Source organism: Acutalibacter sp. 1XD8-36, from assembly GCF_009917525.1.
Lineage (GTDB): Bacteria > Bacillota > Clostridia > Oscillospirales > Acutalibacteraceae > Acutalibacter.
Window position 1 is genome coordinate 67,216 of the sequence record NZ_QZDU01000003.1, and the last position, 25,492, is coordinate 92,707.

A 25,492-nucleotide genomic window follows, 5' to 3' on the forward strand; every position below is an offset into this window, starting at 1 on the left:
AAGGTTTTCACTATGCGTGAGCTTTCACTAAACGTAATGGACATCGCCCAGAACTCCATCTCTGCGGGGGCAAGCCTTATCACCGTCACCGTGGAGGAGGACGAGGACTTAGACGAGCTCAGCATCTCCATTGGCGATAACGGCCGGGGGATGACCCCGGAGCAGGTGGAGCATGTTACGGACCCATTTTTTACCACCCGGACTACCCGGAGCGTCGGGCTTGGGGTGCCGCTTTTCAAGATGGAGGCGGAGATGACCGGCGGGCGGTTTTCCATAGAGTCCACTGTAGGCGTGGGTACTACTACCACCGCCGTGTTTAAGCCCTCAAGCGTTGACATGATACCCCTGGGGGACATCAACGGCACCATAAGCATGCTGGTGATGATGAACCCGGACCTTGACTTCCTCTATACCAGGGGCTATAGGCCCCGGGGGGAGGAGCGCAGGGAGTTTGCCCTTGACACCAGGGAGCTTAGGACGGTCCTTGGGGAGGACGTGCCGCTGAACCTGCCGGACGTTACCCAGTGGGTGAACGACTATCTCAGTGAGAACACAAGCGAGCTTTTGACTAAAGACACTCAGGAAGGAGCAAGAGATATATGAAATCCTTAGCAGAACTTCAGGCTATCCGGGACAAGGCCCGGGCCGCCGTTAATATCCGCGAGAACGCCGAGGCAGAGACCCGGGTGCTGGTGGGCATGGCAACCTGCGGAATCGCCGCCGGAGCCCGCCCCGTGCTCAACGCCTTTGTTGAGGAAGTGAACAAGCGCGGCCTCAGGGACACCATGGTGACCCAGACCGGCTGCATAGGCATCTGCCAGTACGAGCCTGTGGTGGAGATAATCACCCCCGGCAAGGAGAAGGTCACCTATGTTAAGATGACCGCCGAGAAGGCCGTGCGCGTTGTCAACGACCACCTGGTCAACGGCAACGTGGTTACAGAGTATACCATCGGCGCCAACGCAATCGGCGCGAAGTAAGAGATATCATTATAATTGGAGGTTTCAACTATGTTTCGATCCAATGTGCTGGTTTGCGGCGGCACCGGCTGCACCTCCTCAAACAGCGAGCTGATTATTGATAAGCTCAACGAGGAGATAAAGGCCCAGGGCCTGGACAAGGAAGTAAACGTAATCCGCACCGGCTGCTTTGGCCTGTGCGCGCTTGGCCCCATCATGGTGGTCTATCCCGAGGGCGCGTTCTATAGCCGCGTCACCGTTGAGGATGTGCCGGAGATAGTTTCCGAGCACCTTTTGAAGGGCCGTATCGTCACAAGGCTCCTGTATCAGGAGACCGTGGTGGACGAGAACACCACCAAGTCCCTTAATGAGACCACCTTCTATGCAAAGCAGATGCGCATAGCCCTTCGCAACTGCGGCGTTATAAACCCCGAGCTCATCGACGAGTACATCGCCCAGGACGGCTACGCGGCCCTTGGCAAGGTGCTCACCGAGATGACCCCCCAGCAGGTAATAGATACCATGCTGGCCTCCGGCCTTCGCGGGCGCGGCGGCGCGGGCTTCCCCACGGGCCTCAAGTGGAAGTTTGCGGCGGCAAACCAGGCCGACCAGAAGTACGCCTGCTGCAACGCCGACGAGGGCGACCCGGGCGCGTTCATGGACCGCTCTGTTTTGGAGGGCGACCCCCACAGCGTGCTGGAGGCCATGGCAATAGCAGGCTACGCCATCGGCGCTTCCCAAGGCTATATCTACATCCGCGCCGAGTACCCCATCGCCGTGAAGCGCCTGCAGATAGCCATTAACCAGGCCAGGGAGTACGGGCTCTTGGGCAAGAATATCTTCGATTCCGGCTTTGACTTTGATATAGACATCCGCCTGGGCGCGGGCGCATTTGTGTGCGGCGAGGAGACAGCGCTTATGACCTCCATCGAGGGCAAGCGCGGCGAGCCCAGGGTGCGGCCTCCCTTCCCGGCCTTAAAGGGCCTGTTCGGAAAGCCCACCGTGCTCAACAACGTGGAGACCTACGCCAATATCCCCCAGATTATCTTAAAGGGCGCGGACTGGTTCAAGTCCATCGGCACCGAGAAGTCCCCGGGCACCAAGGTCTTCGCTCTGGGCGGCAAGATTACTAATACCGGCCTCGTTGAGGTGCCCATGGGCACTACCCTCCGCGAAGTAGTTGAGGACATCGGCGGCGGAGTACCCGGCGGGCACACCTTCAAGGCTGCCCAGACCGGCGGCCCCTCCGGCGGCTGTATCCCGGCCTCCCTTATCGACACTCCCATCGACTACGACAACCTTATAGCCATAGGCTCCATGATGGGCTCCGGCGGACTGATAGTTATGGACGAGACCACCTGTATGGTGGATATCGCCAAGTTCTTCCTGGAGTTCACCGTTGACGAGAGCTGCGGCAAGTGCACCCCCTGCCGTGTGGGTACAAAACGCCTTTTGGAGATACTGGACAAGATAACCTCCGGCAAGGGCACTATGGAGGACATAGACAAGCTGGAGGAGCTCTGCTACTACATCAAGGAGAACTCCCTGTGCGGCCTGGGCCAGACTGCCCCCAACCCGGTGCTCTCCACCCTGAAGTATTTCCGGGACGAGTATGTGGCCCATGTCACCGAGCACCGCTGCCCTGCCGGGGCCTGCAAGGCTCTGACCAACTTCCATATCGAGGCCGAAAAGTGCAAGGGCTGCACCCTCTGCGCCCGTAACTGCCCTGTTGGGGCTATCTCCGGCAAGGTCAAGGAGCCTCATGTGATTGATACCAGCAAGTGCATCAAGTGCGGCGTGTGTATGGAGAAGTGCAAGTTCCAGGCCGTCGTGAAGAAATAAGGAGGAACACCGAATATGGATATGGTCAACGTAAAGATAAACGGCGTGGACTATCAGGTGCCGAAGGATTCAACAATCCTTGAAGCCGCCCGCTATGCCGGGGTGGACATCCCCACGCTGTGCTACCTGAAGGATATCAACCAGATAGGCGCCTGCCGTATGTGCATGGTGGAGGTAAAGGGGGCCCGCTCCCTCTGCGCCGCCTGTGTGTACCCGGTGAACGAGGGCATGGAGGTGTTCACCAATTCCCCCAAGGTCCAGGAGTCCAGGAAGATGACCCTGGAGCTGCTGCTCAGTGTCCACGAGCGCAAGTGCCTGACCTGCGAGCGCAGCGGCAACTGCGAGCTGCAGAAGCTCTGCGCGGACATGGGCATTGAGGAGGACAGCCGCTTTGAGGGTGCGCTGCCCGCGGGCAATAAGGACCTTACCACACCTTACCTGGAGCGCAACAACGCCAAGTGCGTGCTCTGCCGCAGGTGTGTGGCGGCCTGCCAGAACCAGCATGTTTCAGTTATCGGCGCGAATAACCGCGGCTTCGACACAGAGATAGGCTGTGCCTTTGAGCAGCCCCTGAATAACGTGGCCTGCGTAGCCTGCGGACAGTGCATTGTAAGCTGCCCCACCGGCGCGCTGACTGAGCACGACAATACCCACGATGTAATCGAGGCCATCAACGACCCCGAGAAGATAGTGATAGTCCAGACCGCCCCCGCCGTGCGCGCGGCATTGGGCGAGGAGTTCGGCCTACCCATCGGCACCAATGTCGAGGGTAAGATGGCTGCGGCTCTCAGAAGGCTGGGCTTTGACAAGGTGTTCGACACCGACTTCGGCGCGGACATGACTATTATGGAGGAGGCCCACGAGTTCATCGGCAGGGTCAAGAACGGCGGCGTGCTGCCCATGATAACCTCCTGCTCACCGGGCTGGATTAAGTTCTGCGAGCACTACTATCCCGACCTTATCGACCATCTGTCCAGCTGCAAGTCCCCCCAGAACATGACCGGCGCCCTGATAAAGACCTGGTACGCCGAGAAGGAGGGCATTGACCCCCAGAAGATAGTCTCCGTCTCCGTCATGCCCTGTGTGGCGAAGAAGTTCGAGATTCAGAGGGACGATGAGAACGCGGCAGGTATGCCCGACGTGGACATAAGCCTTACCACCCGCGAGCTGGCCCGCCTTATCAAGAAGGCACAGCTGAACTTTAACGCCCTGCCCGACGAGAAGTTTGACGAGGCTATGGGCGAGTCCACCGGCGCTGCGGTTATCTTCGGCGCTACCGGCGGCGTTATGGAGGCGGCCCTTAGGACCGCTGCCGACGTGCTCACCGGCGAGAGCCAGGAGTCCGTAGAGTATAAGGAGATTCGCGGTACCCAGGGCATTAAGGAGGCCGTGTACAATGTTGCCGGCATGGATGTGAAGGTGGCTGTTGTCAGTGGCCTGAAGAATGCCAACGAGATACTGAAGAAGGTCAAGGCCGGTGAAGCTGACTACCAGTTCATCGAGATTATGTGTTGCCCCGGCGGATGTGTCAACGGCGGCGGTCAGCCTGTGCGCAGTGCCAATGACTGGGCATATAACGACATCAAGGCGCTCAGGGCAAAGGCCCTCTACGACCAGGACGCAAACATGCCTCTGCGCAAGTCCCACGATAACCCCGTGGTGAAGAAGTGCTATGAGGAGTTCCTGGGCGAGCCCGGCAGCCATAAGGCCCACGAGATACTGCACACCACCTATGTGAAGCGCGGGAACAAGTTCTAAGAGTAATAAAATAACTTATACAGGCGGCCGAGATGTCAGGCCGCCTGTCCTGTATTTTGAGAAGGGCAAAAGTTGACAAAGAAAATATCTCTTGAGGAGTTCTTCAGGCTGAGAAGGCTTGTCTACCGAAACGCAAGGCCCCTTGACTATGCCATGTGGAAATATCTCTTTGAAAGCGGCAGCGGTGATGATTTTCTAAGGGTACTGTCAGGCTATCAAAATGAGGACGGCGGCTTTGGGCACAATATTGAGTGCAATAACTGGAACCCCAATTCATCCCCATATACAGTGTGTATTGCCCTTGACTATCTGGATATTGTGGAGGATCCTGCCGGTGGAGCAGGGGGTTCTATTATAGCCGGGATAATGAAGTATCTGGAGTCCGGCGTGTATATGCTTGAGTCCGGCTGGGTGGGTATGCAGGGCATACCCGGCAATAACGACTATGCACATATGCCGTGGTTTCATTTCGACCCGGGGAAGGCTACGGAGGCTGATATCGGGGTGACAAAGCGCCTTTCTGACTTTATTCTCAGATATGGGGAGCAGGGCAGTGATATTTACAAAAAGGCGGCGGGACTGAGGGACAGGTATAAGGACTGCAGCCAGGTGCTCCTTGAGGGCTACCCGGACTATGACCCTGAGGCCATGGATATAAAGTCCTATGACCCCGACACCTGGGCCTCATGGCTGCCGCTGCCGGTATATTTTGTGGGCTCGCCGGAAAGCAGCTATTACCCGGAGTGCAGGCGTACAGTGGAGCTGAATCTGGACACAATAGTTGACAGGCTGGTGGACACAGGTGAATTTCAGTTTGCCTCCCCCGAGGACCTGGAGACCTATGAAAAAAGCACCCCGCACCCGGAGGGCAAGCGGTGGTGCCTCCCGGAGCAGACTGTGGGGAATTACTATTGGGGGGCCCACTTTATAACCCGGGACATGAATATCTTAAGAAGGTTTGGCAGGCTGGATTTCTCTCTGCCTGTCCTCAACTGACAGCTTTGCCAGGGGTGCCGGTCTATAGACCGGCGCTCTTTTTTTGTGGGAATGGTTGCGAAATCCGAGTTTCTATAGTATAATACTGTAAACGCACTTAAAAGAGGTGAAATGCCTCTTAATTATAACACTATCGAAAATTTCTGAAATGAGTTGATACCCATGAGCAACAAGCTTCAACTGGCCGTGATTTTCGGCGGGAAGTCCTCGGAGCACGAGGTGTCGCTGATGTCTGCGGCGTCTATAATTGAGAATCTGGATAGGGAGAAGTACGATATACATCAGGTGGGGATTACTAAGGAGGGTCAGTGGCTCCTGTATGACGGCCCGGTGGAGGGCCTGGGGGATGGGAGATGGCTTAATGAGTCTGTCCCGGCTTTTCTGGCCCCGGACCCTACTGTCCACGGCCTGGTGACCCTTGGCGAGGGCGGCCCGCGCACGGTACATATAGACTGCGTGTTCCCGGCCCTTCACGGCAAAAACGGTGAGGACGGCTCTATACAGGGGCTATTCCAGATGGCGGGAGTACCATATGTGGGATGCCATGTTACAAGCTCCGCAGTATGTATGGATAAGGCCATAACGCATACGCTCCTGTCTAATACAGACATAAATCAGGCACACTACCTTTGGTTTTATGCCGACCGCTATCGTGCCGCGCCGGAGGTGGTGCTCAACAAGATACAGGCCCGGCTGGACTTCCCAATCTTTGTGAAGCCAGCCAATGCCGGCTCGTCGGTGGGGGTAAGCAAGGTGGAGAGGCATGAGGACCTGCCCGCCGCCATTGAGAAGGCCTCCCTTGAGGACGGTAAGGTTATAGTGGAGCAGGGGATAGACGGCCAGGAGGTGGAGGTAGCTGTGCTGGGCACAAGGCCCGGGGCAGAGGCCTCATGTGTGGGTGAGATTGGCGCTTCGGCCCAGTTCTACGACTATGACGACAAGTACGTGAACGGCACCAGCCAGCTGTATATCCCGGCGCGGCTTCCTGAGGATGTGGCTGAAAAGGTGCGGGAGACGGCGGTGAAGGTCTACAGGCTTTTGGGCTGTTCCGGCCTTGCGCGGGTGGATTTCTTTGTGACCCATAAGGACCGGCAGGTGGTGCTCAACGAGATAAACACCCTGCCCGGCTTTACCTCTATCAGCATGTACCCGAAGCTGTGGATGCACGGGGGGCTCAGCTACTCCCAGCTCCTTGACAGGCTCATAGAGCTGGGGCTGGAGGAGGCCCGGAATGGATAACCGGCCTATCGGGGTCTTCGACTCGGGGCTGGGCGGGCTGACCGCGGTGAAGGAGCTGGAGAAGGTGCTGCCAAAGGAGAGCCTGGTGTATTTCGGCGACACCGGGCGGGTGCCATACGGCTCCAGGAGCCGGGAGGTGGTGCGGCGCTATGCCAGGCAGGACATGGACTTCCTGCTGGGGCATGGGGTGAAGGCAGTGCTGGCGGCCTGCGGGACGGTGAGCTCTACTGCCGCGGATATAGGTGCAAGGCTGCCTGTGCCGTATTTTGATGTGGTGGCTCCCACGGCCCGGGCTGCTGTGATGGCAACAAGGAACAGGAGGATAGGGGTGCTTGGTACAAGCGCCACTATCCATAGCGGGTCGTATGCCCATGTGATACAACAAATAGATAAGGGCATAGAGGTATTCCCCCAGGCCTGCCCGCTGTTTGTGCCGCTGACGGAGAACGGATTTATTTCGCCGGAGGATGAGCTGGTGCGGATAGTGGTGGAGCGGTATCTGGAGCCGGTGCGCGAGGCCGGGGTGGATACGGTGATACTGGGCTGTACCCATTACCCGCTGCTCAGCGAGGCCATCGGGCATGTTATGGGGCCGGGGGTCACGCTTATAAACAGCGGCAAGGAGGCTGCAAATGCCCTTGCAGCGGCGCTGGAGGAGACCGGGGGGCTCTGCGCCCCCGAGGAGGAGAGGAGCGCGGAGTTCTATGTAACTGACGCGCCGGAGAACTTCTCCACTGTGGCACAGCTGTTTTTGGGCCATAGCGTGGAGGGTATCCGGGTGGACATAACCTTTGACTGACATCCGAGAGGAGGACGTGCATGAAAGAGGACTATGCCATTACGATAAAAGGCCGGCAGGTATATGAGGACGAGGACCAGGGGGAGATATGCCTCTCAGCCCTGGGCACCTACCGGGAGAAGGACGGCACGAGGTTTATACTGTATAAGGAGTATGACGACGATGACGCCAATGTGTTCCGCACGGCGCTTCTGAAGGTGGAGCCGGGGATGGTGACAATGAGCCGCTCCGGGTCCTCTACCAGGCTGATACTGGAGAAGGGCAGAAGGCACCTATGCCTTTACGACACCGGCTTCGGGACGCTGACTGTGGGGGTATACACAAGCCGGCTGGATGTGGACCTTGACGATACTGGCGGCAAGCTGGAGATAGCCTATACCCTGGATGTGGACTCAAATCTGTCCAGCCAAAACCTGCTCTCTGTAGAGGTGAGCCCGGTGCCAGAGGCCCCGGAGATTTAAAACTGAAAGGAACGATAAAATATGTCTCAACTTGTGGAAACCGCACGGCAGCAGCTGCGCAGGGCGGTGCTGGAGGCCATGGAAAAGGCCATGGAGAAGGGTGAGCTGCCCAAGGCGGAGCCTCCTAAGTTTACCCTGGAGGTGCCTGCTGACAGGGCGCACGGCGACTGGGCCTGCAACGCGGCTATGGCCGGGGCCAGGGCCTTTCACGCCGCGCCGAGGAAGATAGCAGAGGCTATAACCGGCAATCTTGATTTAGGCGGGACGTTCTTTACAAAGTGCGAGATAGCGGGGCCGGGCTTCCTGAACTTTACCTATGACACGGCCTTTTACGGCAGGGTGCTCCAGGACGTTGAGAGCCTGGGGGCCGGGTACGGCTGGAGCAATGTGGGCGAGGGGAAAAGGGTGCTGGTGGAGTATGTCTCCGCTAACCCCACCGGGCCCATGCACATAGGCAACGCCAGGGGCGGCGTGCTGGGAGACGCGCTGTCGGCGGTGCTTGAGGCCGCGGGGTACAGCGTTGAGAGGGAGTTCTATGTAAACGACGCGGGAAACCAGGTAAACCGCTATGGGCTGTCCATTGAGGCCAGGTATATGCAGCAGTTTCAGCCGGATTTCCCCTTCCCGGAGGACGGATATAAGGGTAAGGACGTGACGGCGAATGCCGAGGCCTTTATAAAGGAGCACGGCGATAAGTATGTGGAGAGTGAGCAGGAGGAGCGGCGCCGGGCCCTTATTGACTTTGCAATCCCCAGGAATATCCAGGGGCTCCATGACGATTTAAAGAGATATCGGGTGGAGTATGACACGTGGTTCCACGAGTCCAGCCTGCATGACAGCGGAGCGGTGGACAGGGTGGTGGAGCTGCTCCGGGAGAAGGGGCTGACCTATGAGAAGGAGGGCGCCCTGTGGTTTAAGGGGAGCGAGTTCGGGTCTGAGGACTTTGTCATAGTGCGCTCTAATGGGGTGCCGACCTATGTTGTGCCTGATATAGCTTATCACTACAATAAGCTTGTGACAAGGAATTTTGATACGGCTATAAACGTGCTTGGAGCGGACCACCATGGGTATGTGCCCCGGCTGAAGGCGGCTATTGCAGCGCTGGGGATAGACCCGGAGCGGCTGAAGGTGGTGCTCATGCAGATGGTGACGCTTATGCGGGACGGTAAGCCGGAGAAAATGAGCAAGCGCAGCGGAGAGGCCATCACCATGTCCAACCTGCTGGACGAGGTGCCGGTGGACGCGGCAAGGTTCCTGTTTAACTCCTATGAGCCGAATACCCGGATTGACTTCGACCTGGACCTGGCGGTAAAGGAGGACTCCCAGAATCCGGTGTACTATGTGCAGTACGCCCATGCGCGGATATGCAGTATCCTGCGGAACCTCAAGGAGGACGGCATTGAGCCGAGGGCCTGTACAGCCGGGGAGCTGGCGCTGCTTACAGCGCCGGAGGAGGTCGAGCTGATACGCCTGCTGTCCAATTTCACAGATGAAATTGCGGGGGCGGCAAAGGCCATGGACCCGGCGAGGATAACGCGGTACGTGCTGAATGTGGGCACACTGTTCCACAAATTCTATAACGCATGCCGGGTCAAGGGCGTTGAGCCGGAGCTGACAGCGGCAAGGCTGAGCCTGTGCACGGCGGCGAAAACAGTCCTTGAAAACGGCCTCTCTCTATTCAAAGTAACCGCCCCGGAAAAAATGTAAAAAAGCAAAAGTTTCGTCAACCTTTTCAAAGGTTGCAGGGGTTTGGGGGCAGCGCCCCCAAGGTCCCGGGCGCGAATAAAGTGAGCGAACCAAAAAAGAGCCTCCCAGCAAAGCCGGGAGGCTCTTCAATTTACTTCATCTCCACAAAAACACAAACAGGCTCAGCACCCATAAGCTCAACACTTCGCTTATCCGGCTGAGAGAACCCAACATAAACAGAGAATCCCTTACCGCGGATACACCGCACACCCTGCCCGTCCACAGTAGTAAACGCCCGCATAGGCACACGGACCGTAAAGCTCCGCTCTTCGCCGCGCTCCAGCCTCACCCGCCGGAAAGCTCCCAGCACAGGGTTTGGCGGGGCCCAGTCACTATCCTCTGACTTAACATATACCTGCAGAACATCCTCTGTATCGGCCCCATAGTTGCGGACGGCTACATCCAGCTCGGCAAAGTCCCCGGCAGAATCAGGCTGCTTTTTCCACTCCGCGCCTAAAACCCTGCAGCCGCCATAGGTGAGCCCATACCCAAAGGGATAGAGGGGCGTGCCCCGGTAGTATCGGTAGGTGCGGTTCTCCATGGAGTAATCGTCAAAATCAGGCAAATCCTCAGTGTCATTATAGAAGGTCACCGGTAGCTTGCCCGAGGGGGACACCTTTCCGAACAGTGCCCCGGCCACCACGCAGCCCCCCTCTGAGCCGGGATACCAGGCCTGCAAAACAGCGCGGGCCTTCTCCTGGGCAAGGCGCAGGTCAACGGCACTGCCGCTCATATTCACAAGGACTACAGGCTTGCCCATGAGAAGAAGCTCAGACATCAGCTTTTCCTGAGAGGCGGGCAGGTGCAGGTCCTTTTTGTCGCCGGAGAAATACTGATTGCCGGTGTCGCCCTCCTCGCCTTCAAGGGTCTCGTCCAAGCCGGTGACAAGAATTATAACGTCTGAGAGGCCGGCAACGGCCTTGGCCTCCATGATACGGTCACCCTCATTCTGGGAGAGGCCCTCGGTCTTGTCCAGGGAGAGATGGCAGCCCTCGGCATACAGTACGCGCTTGCCGGCAGATTCTACTATATCCTGTATGCCCTCCAGCACAGTGATATACCGGGAGGCAGTGCCGTGGTAGTTGCCTATAAGCGCGGTACGGCTGTTGGCGTTGGGGCCGATGACACCGACGGTCTGAAGGCTCTCAAGGTCAAGGGGGAGTATGCCGTCGTTTTTCAGGAGCACCAGGCTCTCTGCGGCGGCCTTTCGGGAGAGGGTAAGGTGCTCAGGGGTCTCCACGTCCAGACGGTTTAAGCTGTCATATTCGGTCTTGTCAAACATCCCCAGCATGTACCTGGTGGTAAAAAGGCGTACGCAGGACTCTGTCACATACTGGGGGTCCAACAGGCCCTCGGCTATGGCGTTTAAAATGCGCTGATAGGTGCAGCCGCAGTTCACGTCGCAGCCGTTCTCCAGGGCAAGCTTTACCGATTCCTCGGGCCGGGCGGTTATCTTGTGGTACTCGTGGAAATCAGCGATGGCCCAGCAGTCGGACACGAAATGGCCCTCAAAGCCCCATTTCCCTCGGAGAATCTCCTGTAGGGCGGGACTGCCGCAGCAGGGCTCGCCGTTGGTGCGGTTGTACGCGCCCATCACCGCCTCGACCCCGCCCTCCTTTACACAGGCCTCGAAAGCGGGCAGGTAGGTCTCTTCCATATCCTTGGGGCTGGCGGCGGCGTTAAAGCGGTGCCGCTCGGCTTCGGGGCCGGAGTGCACGGCAAAATGCTTGGCGCAGGCGGCGGCCTTCATGTACTCGCCGTCCCCCTGGATACCCCGCACAAAGGCGACTCCCAGCCGGGAGGTGAGCTCCGGGTCCTCGCCGTAGGTCTCGTGGCCCCGGCCCCAGCGGGGGTCTCTGAATATGTTCACGTTGGGGGACCAGAAGGTGAGCCCCTTATATATGTCCCGGTCGCCACGGGCACTGCTCTCGTTGTATTTGGCCCGGCCCTCGGTGCTGATACAGTCCCCAACCTCAACCATGAGCTCCGGGTCAAAGGCCGCCGCCATTGCGATGGCCTGGGGGAACATAGTGGCTACCCCAGCCCGGGCCACTCCGTGAAGGGCCTCGTTCCACCAGTTATAGGCGGGGATATTAAGGCGGGGGATTGCCGGGGCGTCGTACCTGAGCTGGGAGGCCCGCTCATCGATTGTCATTTTTAAGACCAGCTCCCGGGCCAGCTCCCGGGCTGCTTTTCTGTCCATTGCAGTTCTCCTTTCCGGCTATGCCGCTGGGGGATTAGATTTCCTCTATATTGACCTCAACCTCATGCCCGCATTTACAGGACCTGATAATGCCGTCGATAATGGCCTGGTTATAGATTATCTGGCTGGTGGGTATAGGCGCGGGCAGGCCCTGCTGCACAGCGTCCACAAAGGAGCGGCACTTATGGTAGAAGCAGTCCTTCTTGTCGCCCTTGGGCGCTGGCAGGGGGATGGGCGTGTGGGTGGGCGCACCGAACTCGTCGTGGAACAGGGTCACATTGCCGCAGGAGCCGTCCCAGGCGCCGCCCCACAGGGACTCGGGGTTGGCGGGCTCAACCTTTAATCCCGCGTCGGTGCCAAGGAAGATTGTGCTGCCGGTGGTGTCCATGTGCATGGCCCAGGACATCCTGAAGTCAAGGGTTATGCCCCCCTCAAGACGGATGAAAGCCCCGCAGAAGTCGTCTACAGAGAAGCGCTTGGCGTCCTCGGGAGGAGTGTATTTGGGGTTCTTGCCGAAGTGGTCGTAGCTTACGGCGGAGACGGTGAGGGGCTTCGGGTAGCCCATGGCGTTCAGCACCATATCGAGGGAGTAGCAGCCGATATCTGCCAGGGCCCCTACTCCGGCGTAGCGCTCCTCAATAAAGGTGCTGCCGGGGATACCCCGCCTGCGGCCGCCGCCGGTCTGTACGTAGTATATCTGCCCCAGCTTCCCGCTCTGGACGACCTCCTTTATCTTCTGCATACGCTCGTCGTACCTCGGCTGGAAGCCGATGGTGAGTATTTTGCCGGTCTCCTTCTCCACCCTGCGGAGCTCCTGGGCGTCCTCCAGGGTGACGGTCATAGGCTTCTCCAGCAGCACATGGGCCCCGGCCCTCATTGCGGCTATGGCACAGACAGCGTGGGCGGTGTTGTAGGTGCAGACGCTGACGGCGTCAGGCTTTATCCTGTCGAGCATTACCTGGGTGTCCTCAAAGGCCTCGGCATTTGGCAGCTCCCAGCGGTCCAGGGCCTCATGGGCCTTCCCGGGGACGATATCGGCCCCGGCGACAATCTCAATGTCCTCCATCTGCTTGTAGGCGCGGACGTGGGAATTGGATATCCCGCCGGTGCCAATAATTGCTATCCTTAGTCTATTCATGTTATAACACTCCTTTCTGAGGGCTATTATAGCCGGGCCGGTGACGGAAGTCAAGGAAAAGATACGGTAAAAGCGGGGCTTGCAATTTTTTCACAGGTATGTTATGATTATCTCATAAAACAGGCGAAAGGAGGAGACCCTATGTCCCCAAAGATGGTAGAATTACATGATATCGACGTGCCGTCCTTTTTGCAGGTGCTTGACAGCTGCGAGGGCGAGGTCTACCTTATGACGCGCGACGGAGACCGGCTGAACCTGAAGAGCAAGCTCTGCCAGCTGGTAGGCCTGACCACCCTTATTGAGGGCGGAAAAATCGCTGAGGCCTTCGTGATGTGTGAGAAAGAGTCGGACGAGTCAAAGCTGTTCCGCTTTAACCTGTACAAGGCCAGGGGCGCGGAGGACGAGTAAGCAAAAGGGGGCTTCCCAATGGGGAGGCCTTTTTCATCTTTTAGGTTGGGAGTGAAGGTTTTTGAAGGAAGTTTTAAGGCGGGTGAGGGAGGCTCTAAAAGGGCTTTCACGGCGTTTCGGCATACTGAGCCTGCCGGTATTTTTTCTGGCGCTGGTTTTTATTGACGGCGCTTTCAGATGGGTGTACGCCGGGGCGGGGGGCACAAGGCTCCTGAACGCCAAGACCATGCTGTTTACCTGCAGCTGGGCCCTGCTTGTGACGGCCCTTACTGGGCTGTTGCCAAGGCTTGGGCGGCGGATAGCAATGGGCGTACTGGGAGTGTTCTTCGGGTTTTTGGTGATACTCCATGGAGTGATGTATAACGTATTCGGGCATTTCTTCAGCTTTGCCGACATGAACTTTGCCGGAGACGGGGCGAAATTCTTTAGCTGGACCTATTTTCAGCTGCCCAAGAAGCTGTACTTCTTCGTGCTCTTATTCCTGCTGATGGTTGGGGCGGCTATGGTGCTGGCCTCGGGGCCAAGGGCACAGGGGAAAAGGCTTTGGGTGCAGAGGGGGTGCATGGCCCTGATTGCGCCTGTATGTATAGCTGCAATACTGCTCACCCACCAGAAGCTTATGCCCAGGGCCGATGTGCTCACCTGGGACAACCGCTTCGACCCCAACAGCGATACGGAGGTATACAGGGAGTTCACCGACGCCAACCGCAGTATGAAGCTCACCGGACTCTACCAGTATACCGCCCGGAACTTTGCCGTCTCCTTTGGTATCGGCACAAACGCACGCAGCGCCCAGGAGCTCACGGATATTTTCGAGAGCCGTGCCCAGCCCGCTGCAAATGAGTTCAGCGGCAGTTTGAAGGGGAAAAACCTTATACTGGTAATGCTGGAGAGTATAGACACCTGGCTGGCGAGGCCGGAGTATATGCCCCGCTTTTGCGATGTGATAGATGGCGGCGTGGAATTTACGGATTTCTATACGCCCCTCTTCCTCTCGGCGGGCACCTTCAACACTGAGATAATCTCACAGACCGGCCTTGTGCCCCCGGCGGCCGGCATGGCGAGCAGCGGCTACTCTACCAACGCCTTCCCCCTGAGCCTTGCAAGCCTTTTTGGGGATGAGGGGTACAATGTCAACTCCTTCCATCCTGCCAGCCCGGGAATATATAGCCGCGGGACGGTGCACACAAATCTGGGATTTGAGAAGTACCACTCCTATGTGGACATGGGCATGGACGAATACCAGCTGGATTCACAAATGTTAAGGGCCTTTGGGGACATGACTGAGGAGGACAGCTTCTACAGCTATATAATCACCTATTCGGGCCACGGGCCCTATACCGAGGAGATGGGCGTTATCGCCGAGCCGCATCTTGAGGCGGCGAGGAAGGCTGTAAACAAGAGCGGCGTTACGGATACCCCGGAGAATATGGAGGAGTACACCCGGGCTGTGGCCCACGCCATGGAGACAGACGGGTTTATCGGCGGGCTTATGGACAGGCTGGAGGAGGAAGGGCTTTTGGAGGACACGGCGGTGCTCTTCTATGCCGACCACTACGGAAAGTATATGAGCGATAAGGAGTTCCTCAACCGGCTAAAGGGGGTTGAGCCCGGCACCCCGGAGCTCTACCGCACCCCATGCGTCCTTACTGGCGGGGGGCTTAAGGCGGCGAAGATAGACAAGCCCGCAAGCTCGCTGGACATAGTGCCCACTATTGTTGACCTCTACGGATTGGACGCGCCAATGAACTACTACGCCGGTGAGAGCATGTTCTCACCGGGGGAAGGGCTAGTGCCCTTCCCCAATAATGGCTGGTATGACGGCGATACCTACTATAGCGGCGAGGGCGGCGTCCAGCAGAGCCAGCGGACGGCTGAACTCAAGCAGAGGATTGAGGCGTCTATGGAGGCCGTCAGGACGGATTATTTCAGGGAGTGGGAGAAATAAAATATTGCCTGCAGTATAAGTGCCAGGGACAGCAGGGCGAAGATGATTACGGAGCCGGGTGAGAAAAGCCCGCCGGATATATTTCTGTGGACGCAAATCCCGGAGCAGGCGGCGGCAGCTACTCCGAAGGCGGTGACTGCCGGCTTTGCAGAAATAAGCTCGCCTAGGGAGAGCAGTTTGAAGCTGCCGTGTCTGTACCGGCCTGCCAGTAGGGAGAGGAGCAGCCATATACAGGACAGAACAGCGGTGGTAACCGGGAAAAACTGGGCGTAAGCGATTAGGCAGATATTGAAATAGGAGTGATGTTTGACGATTACCGTGTCCGGCCCGGGGGCATACCTCAGGGGCAGGCTCGGCATAAAGGCCATAACGGCTATGGCCGCGCCCATAAGGATGACCGGCAATAGGAATTTGAAATCCGCTTTTATGTTTTTCATATAGTCATCTCCTTTGAAAAAAGCCAGACTGAAATAATCAGTCTGGCTCGGTTTTTATGGCGGATTCAGCCCCAGGTCCCGATTTCGTTGCGGTCCCAGATTTGGCGGTTGCCGGTCTGTATATTGTAGAGCGTGCGGGTCAGGTTGGTCAATTCGTCCCGGGTAAGCTGGGCGAAGAGGACGCCGTAGCGGAAGCGGTCGTCCTTATGCTCGGAGCCCCGGATTATCTGGCCCTTAAAGGTCATGGTGGGGTAGTCGTCCAGCTTGAAGCGCAGGAAAACTACCTCGTCCTCGGGGTGCACGTACTCGCTCTCAACACAGGCGCCGCCGGTGCTGATGTCTATAAGCACGCACTGCTCGGGCCTTGAGAAGCGCTCGTCGTCCCCCCGGAAGATGGAGGCCGAGCAGTTTATAGGCAGGCGGAAGCTCTTGCGGACGTTGGGGATATGTTCAACGGATAAGTCCCGCAGCTTTATGAGCACGCGACTGCTCTCTATTACAGTGCCCCTCAGGTTGAAGCTCTGCATACGCCGGTTATACCCGCGCACAAATACCGTGGACCCAAGGGGGCAGGTTTCGAAGGCCAGCCAGCCGGGAAGGCGTTCAAGGGTAAGATTTGTGCCGGAGTATTCGGACACCTGGCCGGTCAGAAGCTCCGCGCCGTCCTCGGTGAATATATCAAGGGACATGCCCTGGAACATCTCCGGCAGCGGCTCCTTGGTCTCCTGGACTTTTGCCGTCTGTGGGGCCTCAGTATCGTTATTCTTCTTTGAAAATAAATTTTTGAAAAAACTCATGGAATATCACCCACACCATTATATACGATTGGCCCGGGATAGTCAAGCACGAAAACCTCGATTTATGAGCATTGGGCCCTGGGGGTCGTGGAGCCGGGCGCTCTCAGACAGCAGTCTGCCGCTGTGGTTTGCGTAGCAGTAGAGGCAGCGGTTCATACAGCTGGAGTACATGCCTATGTCAACGCTCTGGGCGCAGCCGCATTCCGGCCTCTGGGAGGCGGCTTTTCCGGCCTTTATAGGCCAGCCGGATATTTTGGAGAGGAGCAGGTGGTCTATGCACCTTGCCCGGCCTATGCCGTACTCCGCCAGGTTCAGGGGCTCAGCGCAGGTCTCAAGCTTCAGGCCATAGCTTACGGCTATCTCCATAAGCTCCCTGGACATGCCCCTCTGCCGGTCTTCCGAGGGGTACTGCACCCCCAGCTCCCTTGCGGCCTTTGCCATGCAGCGGTAATTATCCAGGAAGCTGAAGATACATTTTTCCGTGTGCGCCGAGAGCTTTTCAGCCAGCCGCTCGAAGGCCCGCAGGTGAAAGTCCCAGTCATAGCCCGGGGCCAGCAGTATGGGGTCGTACCGCCAGATTACCCGCTCCCGGCCTATCTCCTCTGAGAGCCTGATGAACCCCTCGATAAGCTCGCCCTTATCTGGCAGGCCGGGCTCAATGTCCCTGCCGTAGGGGGTGAGGGTAAACTGGAAATAATAGGGGTACGGTTCAAGCTCCCGGAGCCCGCCCAGCATGGGCAGCGGGTTTTTGGTCCAGAGTACCAGGCCGTCTACGGCCTCATAGGACAGGTCCACCTGGGTAATCTGTTTAGGGTTCATTGGGTTTTGCACCAGGGCCCAGCCTGCTTTCAGGCGGTTCAGGAGCCATCTATGGTACCTGGCTGGGATGTCGGTGCGGCGGCTGGCGCTGATTATCATAGTATATGCCCTCCGGGATAATTGCTTGTATATATTTTAGCATAAAAGAAAAATAAAGTCAAAAAACCTCTTGACCTAGACCGGACTCAAGATAGTATAATGGGCGTGAGAAGAGGTGATTTCTATGACTATCAAGGAAGTGAGCAGGAAGTACGGTCTTAGCCAGGACACCCTGCGGTACTATGAGCGTGTGGGGATGATACCACGTGTGACCCGGAGCATCAGCGGCCATAGGGACTACCAGGAGGCTGACCTGGCCTGGGTGGAGCTTGTGAAATGCCTTAGAAACGCCGGGCTGACGGTTGAGGCTATAGTTGAATACGTGCGGCTCTCCATGGAGGGCCCGGGCACCATACGCCAGAGGTACGAGCTGCTCAGGCAGCAGCACGACGACCTTATGGCCCAGCGCAGAAGGATGGACGAGGCCCTTGGCAGGCTGGAGCATAAGATAGAAATGTATGCCCAAAAGCTCAAATGACCCTTGCAAATCCCCCGGGTTCATGCTATAGTTTACTTAAAGAAGGATATGGGGGGATTGGAGTGAAAAAGCAGCTTGCCACGTTTATCAGCGCGGCCTTGGCAGGGGCGGCTATTTCCATTGGCGGGGCGGTGTTTCTGTGCACCGAAAGCCGTCCGGTGGGGGCCGCCCTTTTTTCGGTGGGGCTCTTTGCCGTCTGCACCTTGGGGCTGGATTTGTTTACAGGGAAAGTCTGCTATGTGTTCGATAACCCGCCGGCCTACGCTGCCAGGTGCGGGCTGATATGGCTGGGAAACCTTGTGGGGACGCTTATAGCGGGCACGGCTCTGCGCTTCACGCGCCTGGATATAATATCCAGGGCCCAGAGCATCTGTGAGGCAAAGCTCTCGGACGGGCCTGCCAGTATCTTCATACTGGCGGTGTTCTGCAACATACTGATATATTTGTCCGTTGAGAGTTATCGGGAAAACCCCCACCAGCTGGGGAAATATCTCGGGCTTTTTCTGGGAGTGGCGGTGTTTGTCCAGGCGGGCTTTGAGCACTGTGTCGCCAACATGTTCTACTTCACCGTTGCCGGAGCCTGGAGCGGCAAGACGGTGCTGTACCTTATAGTGATGACTCTTGGCAACGCCCTTGGCGGGGTGCTTTTCCCAGCGGCAAAAAAGTTCCGCGCGAGGGCAGAGGGATAAGGAGGGGCATATATGATTTGGCTGATTACGGTATTTGTGGTAGTTGCGGCGCTCTTTGGGGGCTGGGCCTGGCTTATCGCCCCGCAGATGGACAAAAAGCCCGACTTTGGGCACCTCACCGGCTTCGACTACGCCCATAGGGGGCTGCACAGGCTTGAGGACGGCGTGCCGGAAAACTGCATTACAGGCTTCAGGCTTGCAGAGGAGAGCGGCTACGGCATGGAGTTTGATTTGCAGCTTACAAAGGACAAAAAGGTGGTGGTGCACCACGACGCCACCTTAGAGCGCAGCTGCGGGGAGGACGCCGCCATAGCGGACCTGACCTATGGGGAGCTCCGCAGGTACAGGCTGTTCGGCACAGGGGAGAGGATTCCCCTTTTCAGCGAGGTGCTGGGCGCTTTAAAAGGGCGCACGCCACTTATCATCGAGTTAAAGAGCTATAACGACCCCGCCGAGCTCTGTGAGCTGGCTATGAAGGAGCTGGACGGGTATAAGGGCCCGTACTGCGTGGAGAGCTTTGACCCAAGGATTGTGGCATGGTTTAGGAAGAACAGGCCGGAGATAGTGCGGGGACAGCTTATGTGCAGGTATAAGAAGGGCGACGAGGGGCTTGGAGCTTTCGAGGCGTTCTGTGCGACCCATATGCTTACGAACTTCCACACGCGCCCGAATTTTGAGGCCTATGATATCCACACAAGGGATATTCCGTCCATGGGGCTTAGCAAGGGGCTTATGGGTATGCAGGAGGTAAGCTGGACTGTGCGCACTGAGGAGGAGTATTTGAAGGCCAAGAGCCTGGGAAGCCTGGTTATTTTTGAGGAAATCAGGCCGTAGGAATAAAAAAGCTTCCCTCTTTTCTTAAGTGAAAAGGGGGAAGTTTTTTGCTGCTATTCTGCGCTTTAGTCGTCTGTACCGGCCACGCTTACGCCGTTTATGCGCAGTCCGTAGGGCCCTGAGTAGTTTGCAGCCTCATACCTGTCGCTGGAGAACTGCAGGTTTCCCTGGGCCTCTAATAGACTTCCGTTTATTGAGCCGCCTGTTACCGGAGTTACTGTGCCGCCGTCGATTAGGTACGCAAGCCGTATCTCGCCGCCGAAGTGCCCGCTCATGGCGTTCATCTCAAATCCAGAGAAGGTCACGGCCCAGAGGCAGGGGCCGGATTTCAGCTCCTCAAAGCTTGCGCCGGTATTTGTGCACCGCAACTTGCCGTACATACCGGTGGGCTTTATCCCAAGGTACCGGCAGAAGCGATTGTTGCCGTGTATGGCCTGGAGCTTCCCCTCCCGCAGCAGCGGCAGGTCCTCCATGGGTATGCCCTCCTCGCTGTAGGGCACTGTGGCGCATAAATCAAGGTTTAGCCTGGCGCCGGGCACGTCCTCGCCCTGCACACTGTCCCCTGCCTGCCAGGTGGAGTATTTGGGGTATATCATATGGGCCGAGGAGCGGCTGTCATAATAGGACAGCACGCTGGCTACCGCGTCCCCGCTGAGCACCACGTCGTACTTGCCGCTCTTTAATATACGCTTTGCGCGGGCGCGGTCCCGGACAAAGGACAGAGACTCTTTGACCTTCCTGCCAAGGGCCTCGGTGTTCAGGCTGTCGTAGGAGAACATATTGTGTATCTCCACGTCCTCTGGCTCCCGGCACTGGGCAACGAACTCGCCGGTCACCTTTCCGTCGGTATATGACACGTCCGTGCCCTCTGAGGATAAAATATGCCGTTTGGAGCGGATAATAAATATCTCCGCGGAGTTTATAAAGGCATCGGACTGGCTGTCTGCGCTGAAAAGGGCCCGGGCCATCTTACCGGCACTCTCTGCAAGGGGGGCCTGGCAGAGCTCCCCGGACTTCTCCTTTATGGGGGCCTGTACCGGGTCCGGCAGCTCATAGGCGGGGTTGGCGGCGAACTGGGCGGCGTAGTATGCCCCCTTCAGCTCCTCGCGCAGCTGGCTGTCGCTCATGGACTCCAGGAGGGTGACGCTTGTGAAGCCCCGCAGGGAGGCGCCGTCCTTGTCCACGTCACGGAAGACCGTCACCTGGAACTTGCGCACGTCCTTAAACCGCCTGGTGTCAAGCTGCTTTTTCACGAAGAAGAGCTCGGCGCTCTCCTCGGTATTGTCGTTAATGCGCCATAGGACTATTCCGCAGTCCTTCAAGGCGCTTTTTATTCTCTCAATCATGCCTGTTTACCTCCTTAACCCAGCCTGATACGGACCTTCATGCAGGGGCCGCCGTCAGAGACCTTGACCCACTCCTTATAGCCCTTGCCGCAGAAGCCGCCGCCTGCCAGCTCAACTTCGCCGCCCATCATGCTGACAGACTTCAATAGGTCGGGCACGTAGCCTGTGAGTACGATAGGGGAGAAGATTTTGCCGGTGAGCCTGCCGTCCTTTATCTCCCGGGCGATAGTCACCATACACTGAATGCCCCAGTTTTTCGGGTCCTCCATGCCGGAGCTGGGCTGCTGTAAAAGGAAGCCGTAGTCTATGGAGGAAATCATCTCCTCCATGGTGTTGCTCCCGGCCTCGAAATAGGTGTTGGTCATGCGGGTATAGGCCTTGCGCTCGTAGCTCTCCCGGCGGCCGTTGCCGGTGGGACTGACGCCAAGGCGGGCCGCGCTCAGGGCGTCGCACATGCCGGTTTTCAGGATTCCCCTGTCTATCACCACGGTGTCGCCGGTGAGGGTGCCCTCGTCGTCGAAGGCCATGGTGGCGGCTTCAAGCACGGTGCTGCCGTCGTGCATAGTCACAAGCCCGCTTGCCACGTACTTGTCGATATACTCACGGCCCAGGGCCCGGTCCTTGACAAACATGTCCATCTCAACGCCGTGGCCGAAGGCCTCGTGGACTATCATGCCGGTGGTGTCCGGGTCGCAGACGCAGTCGTACTCGCCGGGAGGGATGGGCTCGGAGTCCAGAAGGTCTATGGCGGATTTTGCCACGCTGTCAAGGCCGTCCTCCACCTGCTCCAGCACCTCGGCGCCGCCGAGGTTTGAGGAGGACTTAAAGGCGTACTTCAGCTCCTGGCCCCTTGAGACCATCATGGCCATGCTGCAGGTGGTCCACATATAGGTCTGGTCCAGGTCGCGGTTTTCGCTGATGAAGACCTTGCGGTAGGCCCTGTGGGCCATGCTGACCTGGGCCTCCATTATCCGCTCATCCAGGCCCAGGGCTTTGGTACGGATTCCGCTGAGCCTGTCTATAATGGCCTCGTCCCCCAGTTCCCGGGGGTCTAGCTTATAGGCGCACTGCTTTGAGAGGACAGCGGGCTCGTCTGAGGGGATGGGGGTGGGCAGGGGGTCGATGTCCCCGAGGGCCTTGTTCTGGGCGGCGAGCCGTCCGGCTATCAGGGCCTTTATCTCGGGTATGCTCTCCTTTGAGAAGCGGTTGAAGGAGTATTCGGCACAGCCCACGCCGTCGAACACCCGCACAACATATCCGCTGCCGCCGCCAAACCCTGACGCGTCGATGTTCACACCCTGGCGGCTCACCGACCACCGCCGCCACGAGTCCTCCACCGCCAGCACCGACGCATACGGGTAGTCCTCACGGAGCGCCGACACCAGGGCCTTTAGGCCTGGCCTGATATTGTCTAAGTTTGAAAACACTGTTGGGCCTCCTTTACAATGGTATAGTGGTATTGTACGCCTTTTTCCTTGACTTTGCAAGGGTAATCGGGTTTAATCCAGAGGAAATAACCCAAAAAGGAGCCGGCCCCCCCGGCTCCTTTCTCATGCCCGGCTAATACGAAAACGTATACTTTTCCGAAAAAATTTTGCGGGCCCTATAAACTTTTCCAGAAAGCGGCCGAATATATAGTTGTAAGGGGTAAGGAAACCCCTTGGGGGCAAGGCCTCGCGAGCCTGCCTCACCCAGCGCCCGGGCAGCATTCCGGCCGGCTGCCGGCCCCGGCGCACATTACTACGGGTGGACGGACCCATCCGAATCATATTTTGAAGGAGCAAAATATTATGCGTATCCAACACAACATTATGTCCATGAACGCCTACAGGAACTACAACAACAACGCCAGCGCCCTGAGCAAGAACCTTGAGAAGCTCAGCTCCGGCTACAAGATTAACCGCGCCGGTGACGACGCCGCCGGTCTGGCTATTTCTGAGAAGATGCGCGCCCAGATTAAGGGCCTCGAGGCTGCTCAGAAGAACGTGAAGGACGGCATTTCCCTCGTTAAGACCGCCGAGGGCGCCATGCAGGAAATCCAGGACATGCTGTCCCGCATGAAGTACCTGGCTACCCAGTCCTCCAACGGCACCTATGACGACGAAGTTGACCGCAAGGCCCTCCAGGACGAGGTCGACCAGCTCAACTCCGAAATCAACCGCATTGCCGATTCCGCCAACTTCAACGGCACTAAGCTGCTTGATGGGTCTCTGGCTGGTGCTGGCGCTTCCGGTGGCTCTGCCGCTACAACACTGGAAACCACTACAGTTGACGCGACTACTGGTAAGTTTGATATGACACAGGCGATTGCCGACCTCACCGCTACTGCTAATGGCGATAAGGTTAGTATTGGATTTGACATTTCCGATAAAAATGGCAAGGTAGTCGAAACAGTAAACGTTGAGTTCACTGTTGTTGATGATGGCACAACAGCTAAGCTGGTTACAGCAGACGGCAAAGAATATGCCGCGACTCAAGGTAGAGTAAAGGGCACAGAAGTTGCTGCCGCTGTATTGAGCGAATTGCAGAAGAACAGCACAGTGAAGGGCAACTTTAATGTTGCTAACAATTCTGGCAAAATAGAGTTTACCGCCAAAAATTCCGGTGCTGACGCTCTGCGTGTCACAAAGGTTTCTGTTGCAGAGACCGCGAAAGCAACAGGTGCAGTTACAGTAACTGACAACTCTATGACAGTTAGCAAGGCTCCTGCTGATGAGTATGAAGCAGTTGACCTCAGCAAAGCGGATATTTGGGATGGCAAGGCTGACACTCTGGAAGATTCCATCTTTGAGGTATCTGGCGAGAAGTTTGTCTTCATCAAGACCGGTACTACCCTCACCGACGAGCAGAAGAAAATGCTCAATGATGCAGGTGTTGGCAACAACTATGTAATTGCTGCTGGTGCAACCCTGGCAGCAGCAGATGTTACCAAAATGGCAACTGCTATAGGTGCTGCGACCGGGTTAGAGGCTCAGCAGGGCGCTGTTGCTGCTGGCGCGTTCACTCCTGGCACTACTGGCACGTATATATCACTGAAGGGAGCCTCCGGGTCTGCTAATGGCGGCGGTCTCCAGCTCCAGATTGGCGACACCAGTGATGACTTCAACCAGCTGAACGTGGTGGTCGGAGACCTGCACGCCAACGCTATCGGAGTCGGCGGTGTTGATATCAGCAGCATTGACGGCGCTACCGCTGCTATCGATGATATCAAGAACGCCATCAACACCGTTTCCGCTATCCGCGGCAAGCTGGGCGCTACCCAGAACCGCCTGGAGCACACCGCGAACAACCTGTCCGTGATGACCGAGAACATCCAGGACGCCGAGTCCACCATCCGCGACACCGACGTTGCCGACGAGATGATGGCTTACACAAAGAACAACATCCTGATTCAGTCCGCTCAGGCCATGCTGGCCCAGGCGAATGCTGTTCCTCAGGGCGTGCTGCAGTTACTCCAGTAATAGCGGCGCTTAAAGTTGGGGAGATAATAGTAGGATATGTAAAAGTCGGGGTGGGCCTTAGGGTCCATCCCGATTTTTGTTTACAAAATCACTGTTTATTTTTGGGGCGAAACAGTGTATAATTGGCGTATATATTTGTATGAAAGGGTTGTGGGCGTGGCTAGACGCAGGGGAAAGCAGTATAGGATAGGGAACGCCAGCCGGGGGGCACTGGGGATAAGCAGCAGGCGCAGGATGTTTGTGTCCCAGGAGAAGCAGGCCCAGCACCAGGCGGCGCGGAAGCTGAAGCTCTGGTCCCGGGTGGTGGCGGCGGTGGCTGTCATAGGGATAGGGCTGGTGGCAGGGTTTTTTGTGTGGTTCTTTATGGTGCCGTATTTCCACCAGGAGATAATCAGGAGCGTGGAGGCCGAGGGGCCAGAGGGGTCTATGGAGCCGGTGCCGGACTATGACGAGCTGGGGCTGCCCATATATGACAACTCCATGAGCCTGTTCTATATAAACTCCCAGAGCCCGGCCCCAGAGTATGAGCCGAAGCTCTCAAGCTTAGAGAACGTGCGTGTGGACTCGCGTATCGCGGACGCTCTAAGGCAGCTTGTGGCGGCGGCTAAGGAGGACGATATGGTGCTGATATTCTCAGAGGGCTTCGTGTCCGCAGAGGAACAGGGGGAGCGCTTTGAGAAGACAGCCAGAGAGATGATGAATGACGAGAACATGACCGCTGTGATGGCTAAGACCACCGCCAGGGCCATAACGCCTATGGCAGGGGAGAGCGATTTCCAGACAGGGCTCTGCCTGAGGCTGGCGGGGGATAAGGAGACCTATGAGCGCTCAAAGACCTACTCATGGCTCAAGGCCAATATGGGCAAGTACGGCTTTGTGTTCCGCTATCCTGAGGGCAAGACCAACTTCACCACCGTGGACCCGGACCCCACCGTGATAAGGTACGTGGGCGGGGAGAACGCCGCGGCTATGCAGCAGCGTTCCATGTGCCTGGAGGAGTACGTGAGCTATATTGACGACCAGTAAAGGCAAAGG

Annotated in this window: 23 protein-coding genes; 16 read left to right on the forward strand and 7 right to left on the reverse strand. The window is 57.4% G+C overall.

The window, feature by feature from the left end; translation table 11 throughout:
• Positions 1-12: 12 nt before the first annotated feature.
• The 9 genes from D5270_RS06870 to argS all read left to right on the forward strand — a co-directional run bounded on the left by D5270_RS06870 (position 13) and on the right by argS (position 9,761).
• Positions 13-603 carry an ATP-binding protein gene (locus D5270_RS06870; protein WP_166543396.1) on the forward strand — a complete coding sequence of 197 codons (591 nt, stop codon included), beginning with the start codon at positions 13-15 and terminating at the stop codon, positions 601-603.
• A complete protein-coding gene (locus D5270_RS06875) occupies positions 600-980 on the forward strand; it encodes a (2Fe-2S) ferredoxin domain-containing protein (protein ID WP_161472290.1) in 381 nt (126 codons plus the stop codon). Before D5270_RS06870 ends, D5270_RS06875 begins: the two co-directional genes overlap by 4 nt.
• 30 nt (positions 981-1,010) lie before the next feature.
• Positions 1,011-2,801, forward strand: a complete 1,791-nt coding sequence (gene nuoF / locus D5270_RS06880; RefSeq protein ID WP_166543397.1) for an NADH-quinone oxidoreductase subunit NuoF — start codon at positions 1,011-1,013, stop codon at positions 2,799-2,801.
• 15 nt (positions 2,802-2,816) lie between these two features.
• Positions 2,817-4,559, forward strand: a complete 1,743-nt coding sequence (locus D5270_RS06885; RefSeq protein WP_166543398.1) for an NADH-dependent [FeFe] hydrogenase, group A6 — start codon at positions 2,817-2,819, stop codon at positions 4,557-4,559.
• Between the two features lie 72 nt (positions 4,560-4,631).
• Positions 4,632-5,555, forward strand: coding sequence for a hypothetical protein (locus tag D5270_RS06890; protein WP_166543399.1), 924 nt, complete (start codon positions 4,632-4,634; stop codon positions 5,553-5,555).
• Between the two features lie 162 nt (positions 5,556-5,717).
• Positions 5,718-6,794 carry a D-alanine--D-alanine ligase family protein gene (locus D5270_RS06895; protein WP_166543400.1) on the forward strand — a complete coding sequence of 359 codons (1,077 nt, stop codon included), beginning with the start codon at positions 5,718-5,720 and terminating at the stop codon, positions 6,792-6,794.
• Complete coding sequence (murI, locus tag D5270_RS06900; protein WP_166543401.1) at positions 6,787-7,593, forward strand: glutamate racemase; 807 nt, start codon at positions 6,787-6,789, stop codon at positions 7,591-7,593. The genes D5270_RS06895 and murI overlap by 8 nt, the downstream gene beginning before the upstream one ends.
• A gap of 20 nt (positions 7,594-7,613) precedes the next feature.
• Positions 7,614-8,054 (forward strand): DUF1934 domain-containing protein, encoded by a 441-nt coding sequence (locus tag D5270_RS06905; protein ID WP_166543402.1) that lies wholly within the window; start codon positions 7,614-7,616, stop codon positions 8,052-8,054.
• 21 nt (positions 8,055-8,075) lie between these two features.
• Positions 8,076-9,761, forward strand: coding sequence for an arginine--tRNA ligase (gene argS / locus D5270_RS06910; protein ID WP_166543403.1), 1,686 nt, complete (start codon positions 8,076-8,078; stop codon positions 9,759-9,761).
• A gap of 130 nt (positions 9,762-9,891) precedes the next feature.
• Here the strand turns inward: argS and D5270_RS06915 are convergent, their stop codons facing one another.
• Together D5270_RS06915 and D5270_RS06920 are read right to left on the reverse strand one after the other, a co-directional pair.
• Positions 9,892-12,003: a glycoside hydrolase family 3 C-terminal domain-containing protein gene (locus tag D5270_RS06915; protein ID WP_166543404.1), complete on the reverse strand. Its 2,112-nt coding sequence runs from the start codon at positions 12,001-12,003 to the stop codon at positions 9,892-9,894.
• Between the two features lie 34 nt (positions 12,004-12,037).
• Entirely contained in the window at positions 12,038-13,141 is a 1,104-nt protein-coding gene (locus D5270_RS06920; RefSeq protein ID WP_166543405.1) for a Gfo/Idh/MocA family protein, read from the reverse strand.
• Positions 13,142-13,282: 141 nt separating this feature from the next.
• On the opposite strand from D5270_RS06920, the gene D5270_RS06925 reads away from it, so the two are divergent.
• Both D5270_RS06925 and D5270_RS06930 read left to right on the forward strand, forming a co-directional pair.
• Positions 13,283-13,549: a hypothetical protein gene (locus tag D5270_RS06925; RefSeq protein ID WP_161472299.1), complete on the forward strand. Its 267-nt coding sequence runs from the start codon at positions 13,283-13,285 to the stop codon at positions 13,547-13,549.
• A 61-nt stretch (positions 13,550-13,610) separates the two neighbouring features.
• Complete coding sequence (locus D5270_RS06930; RefSeq protein WP_166543406.1) at positions 13,611-15,497, forward strand: LTA synthase family protein; 1,887 nt, start codon at positions 13,611-13,613, stop codon at positions 15,495-15,497.
• On the opposite strand, the gene D5270_RS06935 is transcribed toward D5270_RS06930, so the two are convergent.
• The 3 genes from D5270_RS06935 to D5270_RS06945 all read right to left on the reverse strand — a co-directional run bounded on the left by D5270_RS06935 (position 15,473) and on the right by D5270_RS06945 (position 17,649).
• Positions 15,473-15,934, reverse strand: a complete 462-nt coding sequence (locus tag D5270_RS06935; protein WP_166543407.1) for a hypothetical protein — start codon at positions 15,932-15,934, stop codon at positions 15,473-15,475. The two genes, D5270_RS06930 and D5270_RS06935, sit on opposite strands and share 25 nt — an antisense overlap.
• A gap of 65 nt (positions 15,935-15,999) precedes the next feature.
• Positions 16,000-16,731 (reverse strand): PilZ domain-containing protein, encoded by a 732-nt coding sequence (locus tag D5270_RS06940; protein ID WP_166543408.1) that lies wholly within the window; start codon positions 16,729-16,731, stop codon positions 16,000-16,002.
• 42 nt (positions 16,732-16,773) lie between these two features.
• Positions 16,774-17,649, reverse strand: coding sequence for a DUF1848 domain-containing protein (locus D5270_RS06945; RefSeq protein WP_166543409.1), 876 nt, complete (start codon positions 17,647-17,649; stop codon positions 16,774-16,776).
• Positions 17,650-17,773: 124 nt separating this feature from the next.
• Between D5270_RS06945 and D5270_RS06950 the strand changes: the two genes are divergently transcribed.
• The 3 genes from D5270_RS06950 to D5270_RS06960 all read left to right on the forward strand — a co-directional run bounded on the left by D5270_RS06950 (position 17,774) and on the right by D5270_RS06960 (position 19,650).
• The gene (locus D5270_RS06950; protein WP_166543410.1) at positions 17,774-18,127 is read left to right on the forward strand and encodes a MerR family transcriptional regulator; all 354 of its coding nucleotides are present in this window, start codon (positions 17,774-17,776) and stop codon (positions 18,125-18,127) included.
• Positions 18,128-18,189: 62 nt separating this feature from the next.
• Positions 18,190-18,816: a formate/nitrite transporter family protein gene (locus D5270_RS06955; protein WP_166543411.1), complete on the forward strand. Its 627-nt coding sequence runs from the start codon at positions 18,190-18,192 to the stop codon at positions 18,814-18,816.
• A gap of 12 nt (positions 18,817-18,828) precedes the next feature.
• Positions 18,829-19,650, forward strand: coding sequence for a glycerophosphodiester phosphodiesterase family protein (locus tag D5270_RS06960; protein WP_166543412.1), 822 nt, complete (start codon positions 18,829-18,831; stop codon positions 19,648-19,650).
• A 65-nt stretch (positions 19,651-19,715) separates the two neighbouring features.
• Here the strand turns inward: D5270_RS06960 and D5270_RS06965 are convergent, their stop codons facing one another.
• Positions 19,716-20,996, reverse strand: coding sequence for a metallopeptidase TldD-related protein (locus D5270_RS06965; protein WP_166543413.1), 1,281 nt, complete (start codon positions 20,994-20,996; stop codon positions 19,716-19,718).
• Between the two features lie 14 nt (positions 20,997-21,010).
• Complete coding sequence (locus tag D5270_RS06970) at positions 21,011-22,423, reverse strand: TldD/PmbA family protein (protein WP_166543414.1); 1,413 nt, start codon at positions 22,421-22,423, stop codon at positions 21,011-21,013.
• 363 nt (positions 22,424-22,786) lie between these two features.
• On the opposite strand from D5270_RS06970, the gene D5270_RS06975 reads away from it, so the two are divergent.
• Complete coding sequence (locus D5270_RS06975; RefSeq protein ID WP_166543415.1) at positions 22,787-24,457, forward strand: flagellin N-terminal helical domain-containing protein; 1,671 nt, start codon at positions 22,787-22,789, stop codon at positions 24,455-24,457.
• 135 nt (positions 24,458-24,592) lie between these two features.
• Positions 24,593-25,483 (forward strand): D-alanyl-D-alanine carboxypeptidase family protein, encoded by an 891-nt coding sequence (locus D5270_RS06980; protein ID WP_166543416.1) that lies wholly within the window; start codon positions 24,593-24,595, stop codon positions 25,481-25,483.
• Positions 25,484-25,492 lie beyond the last annotated feature (9 nt).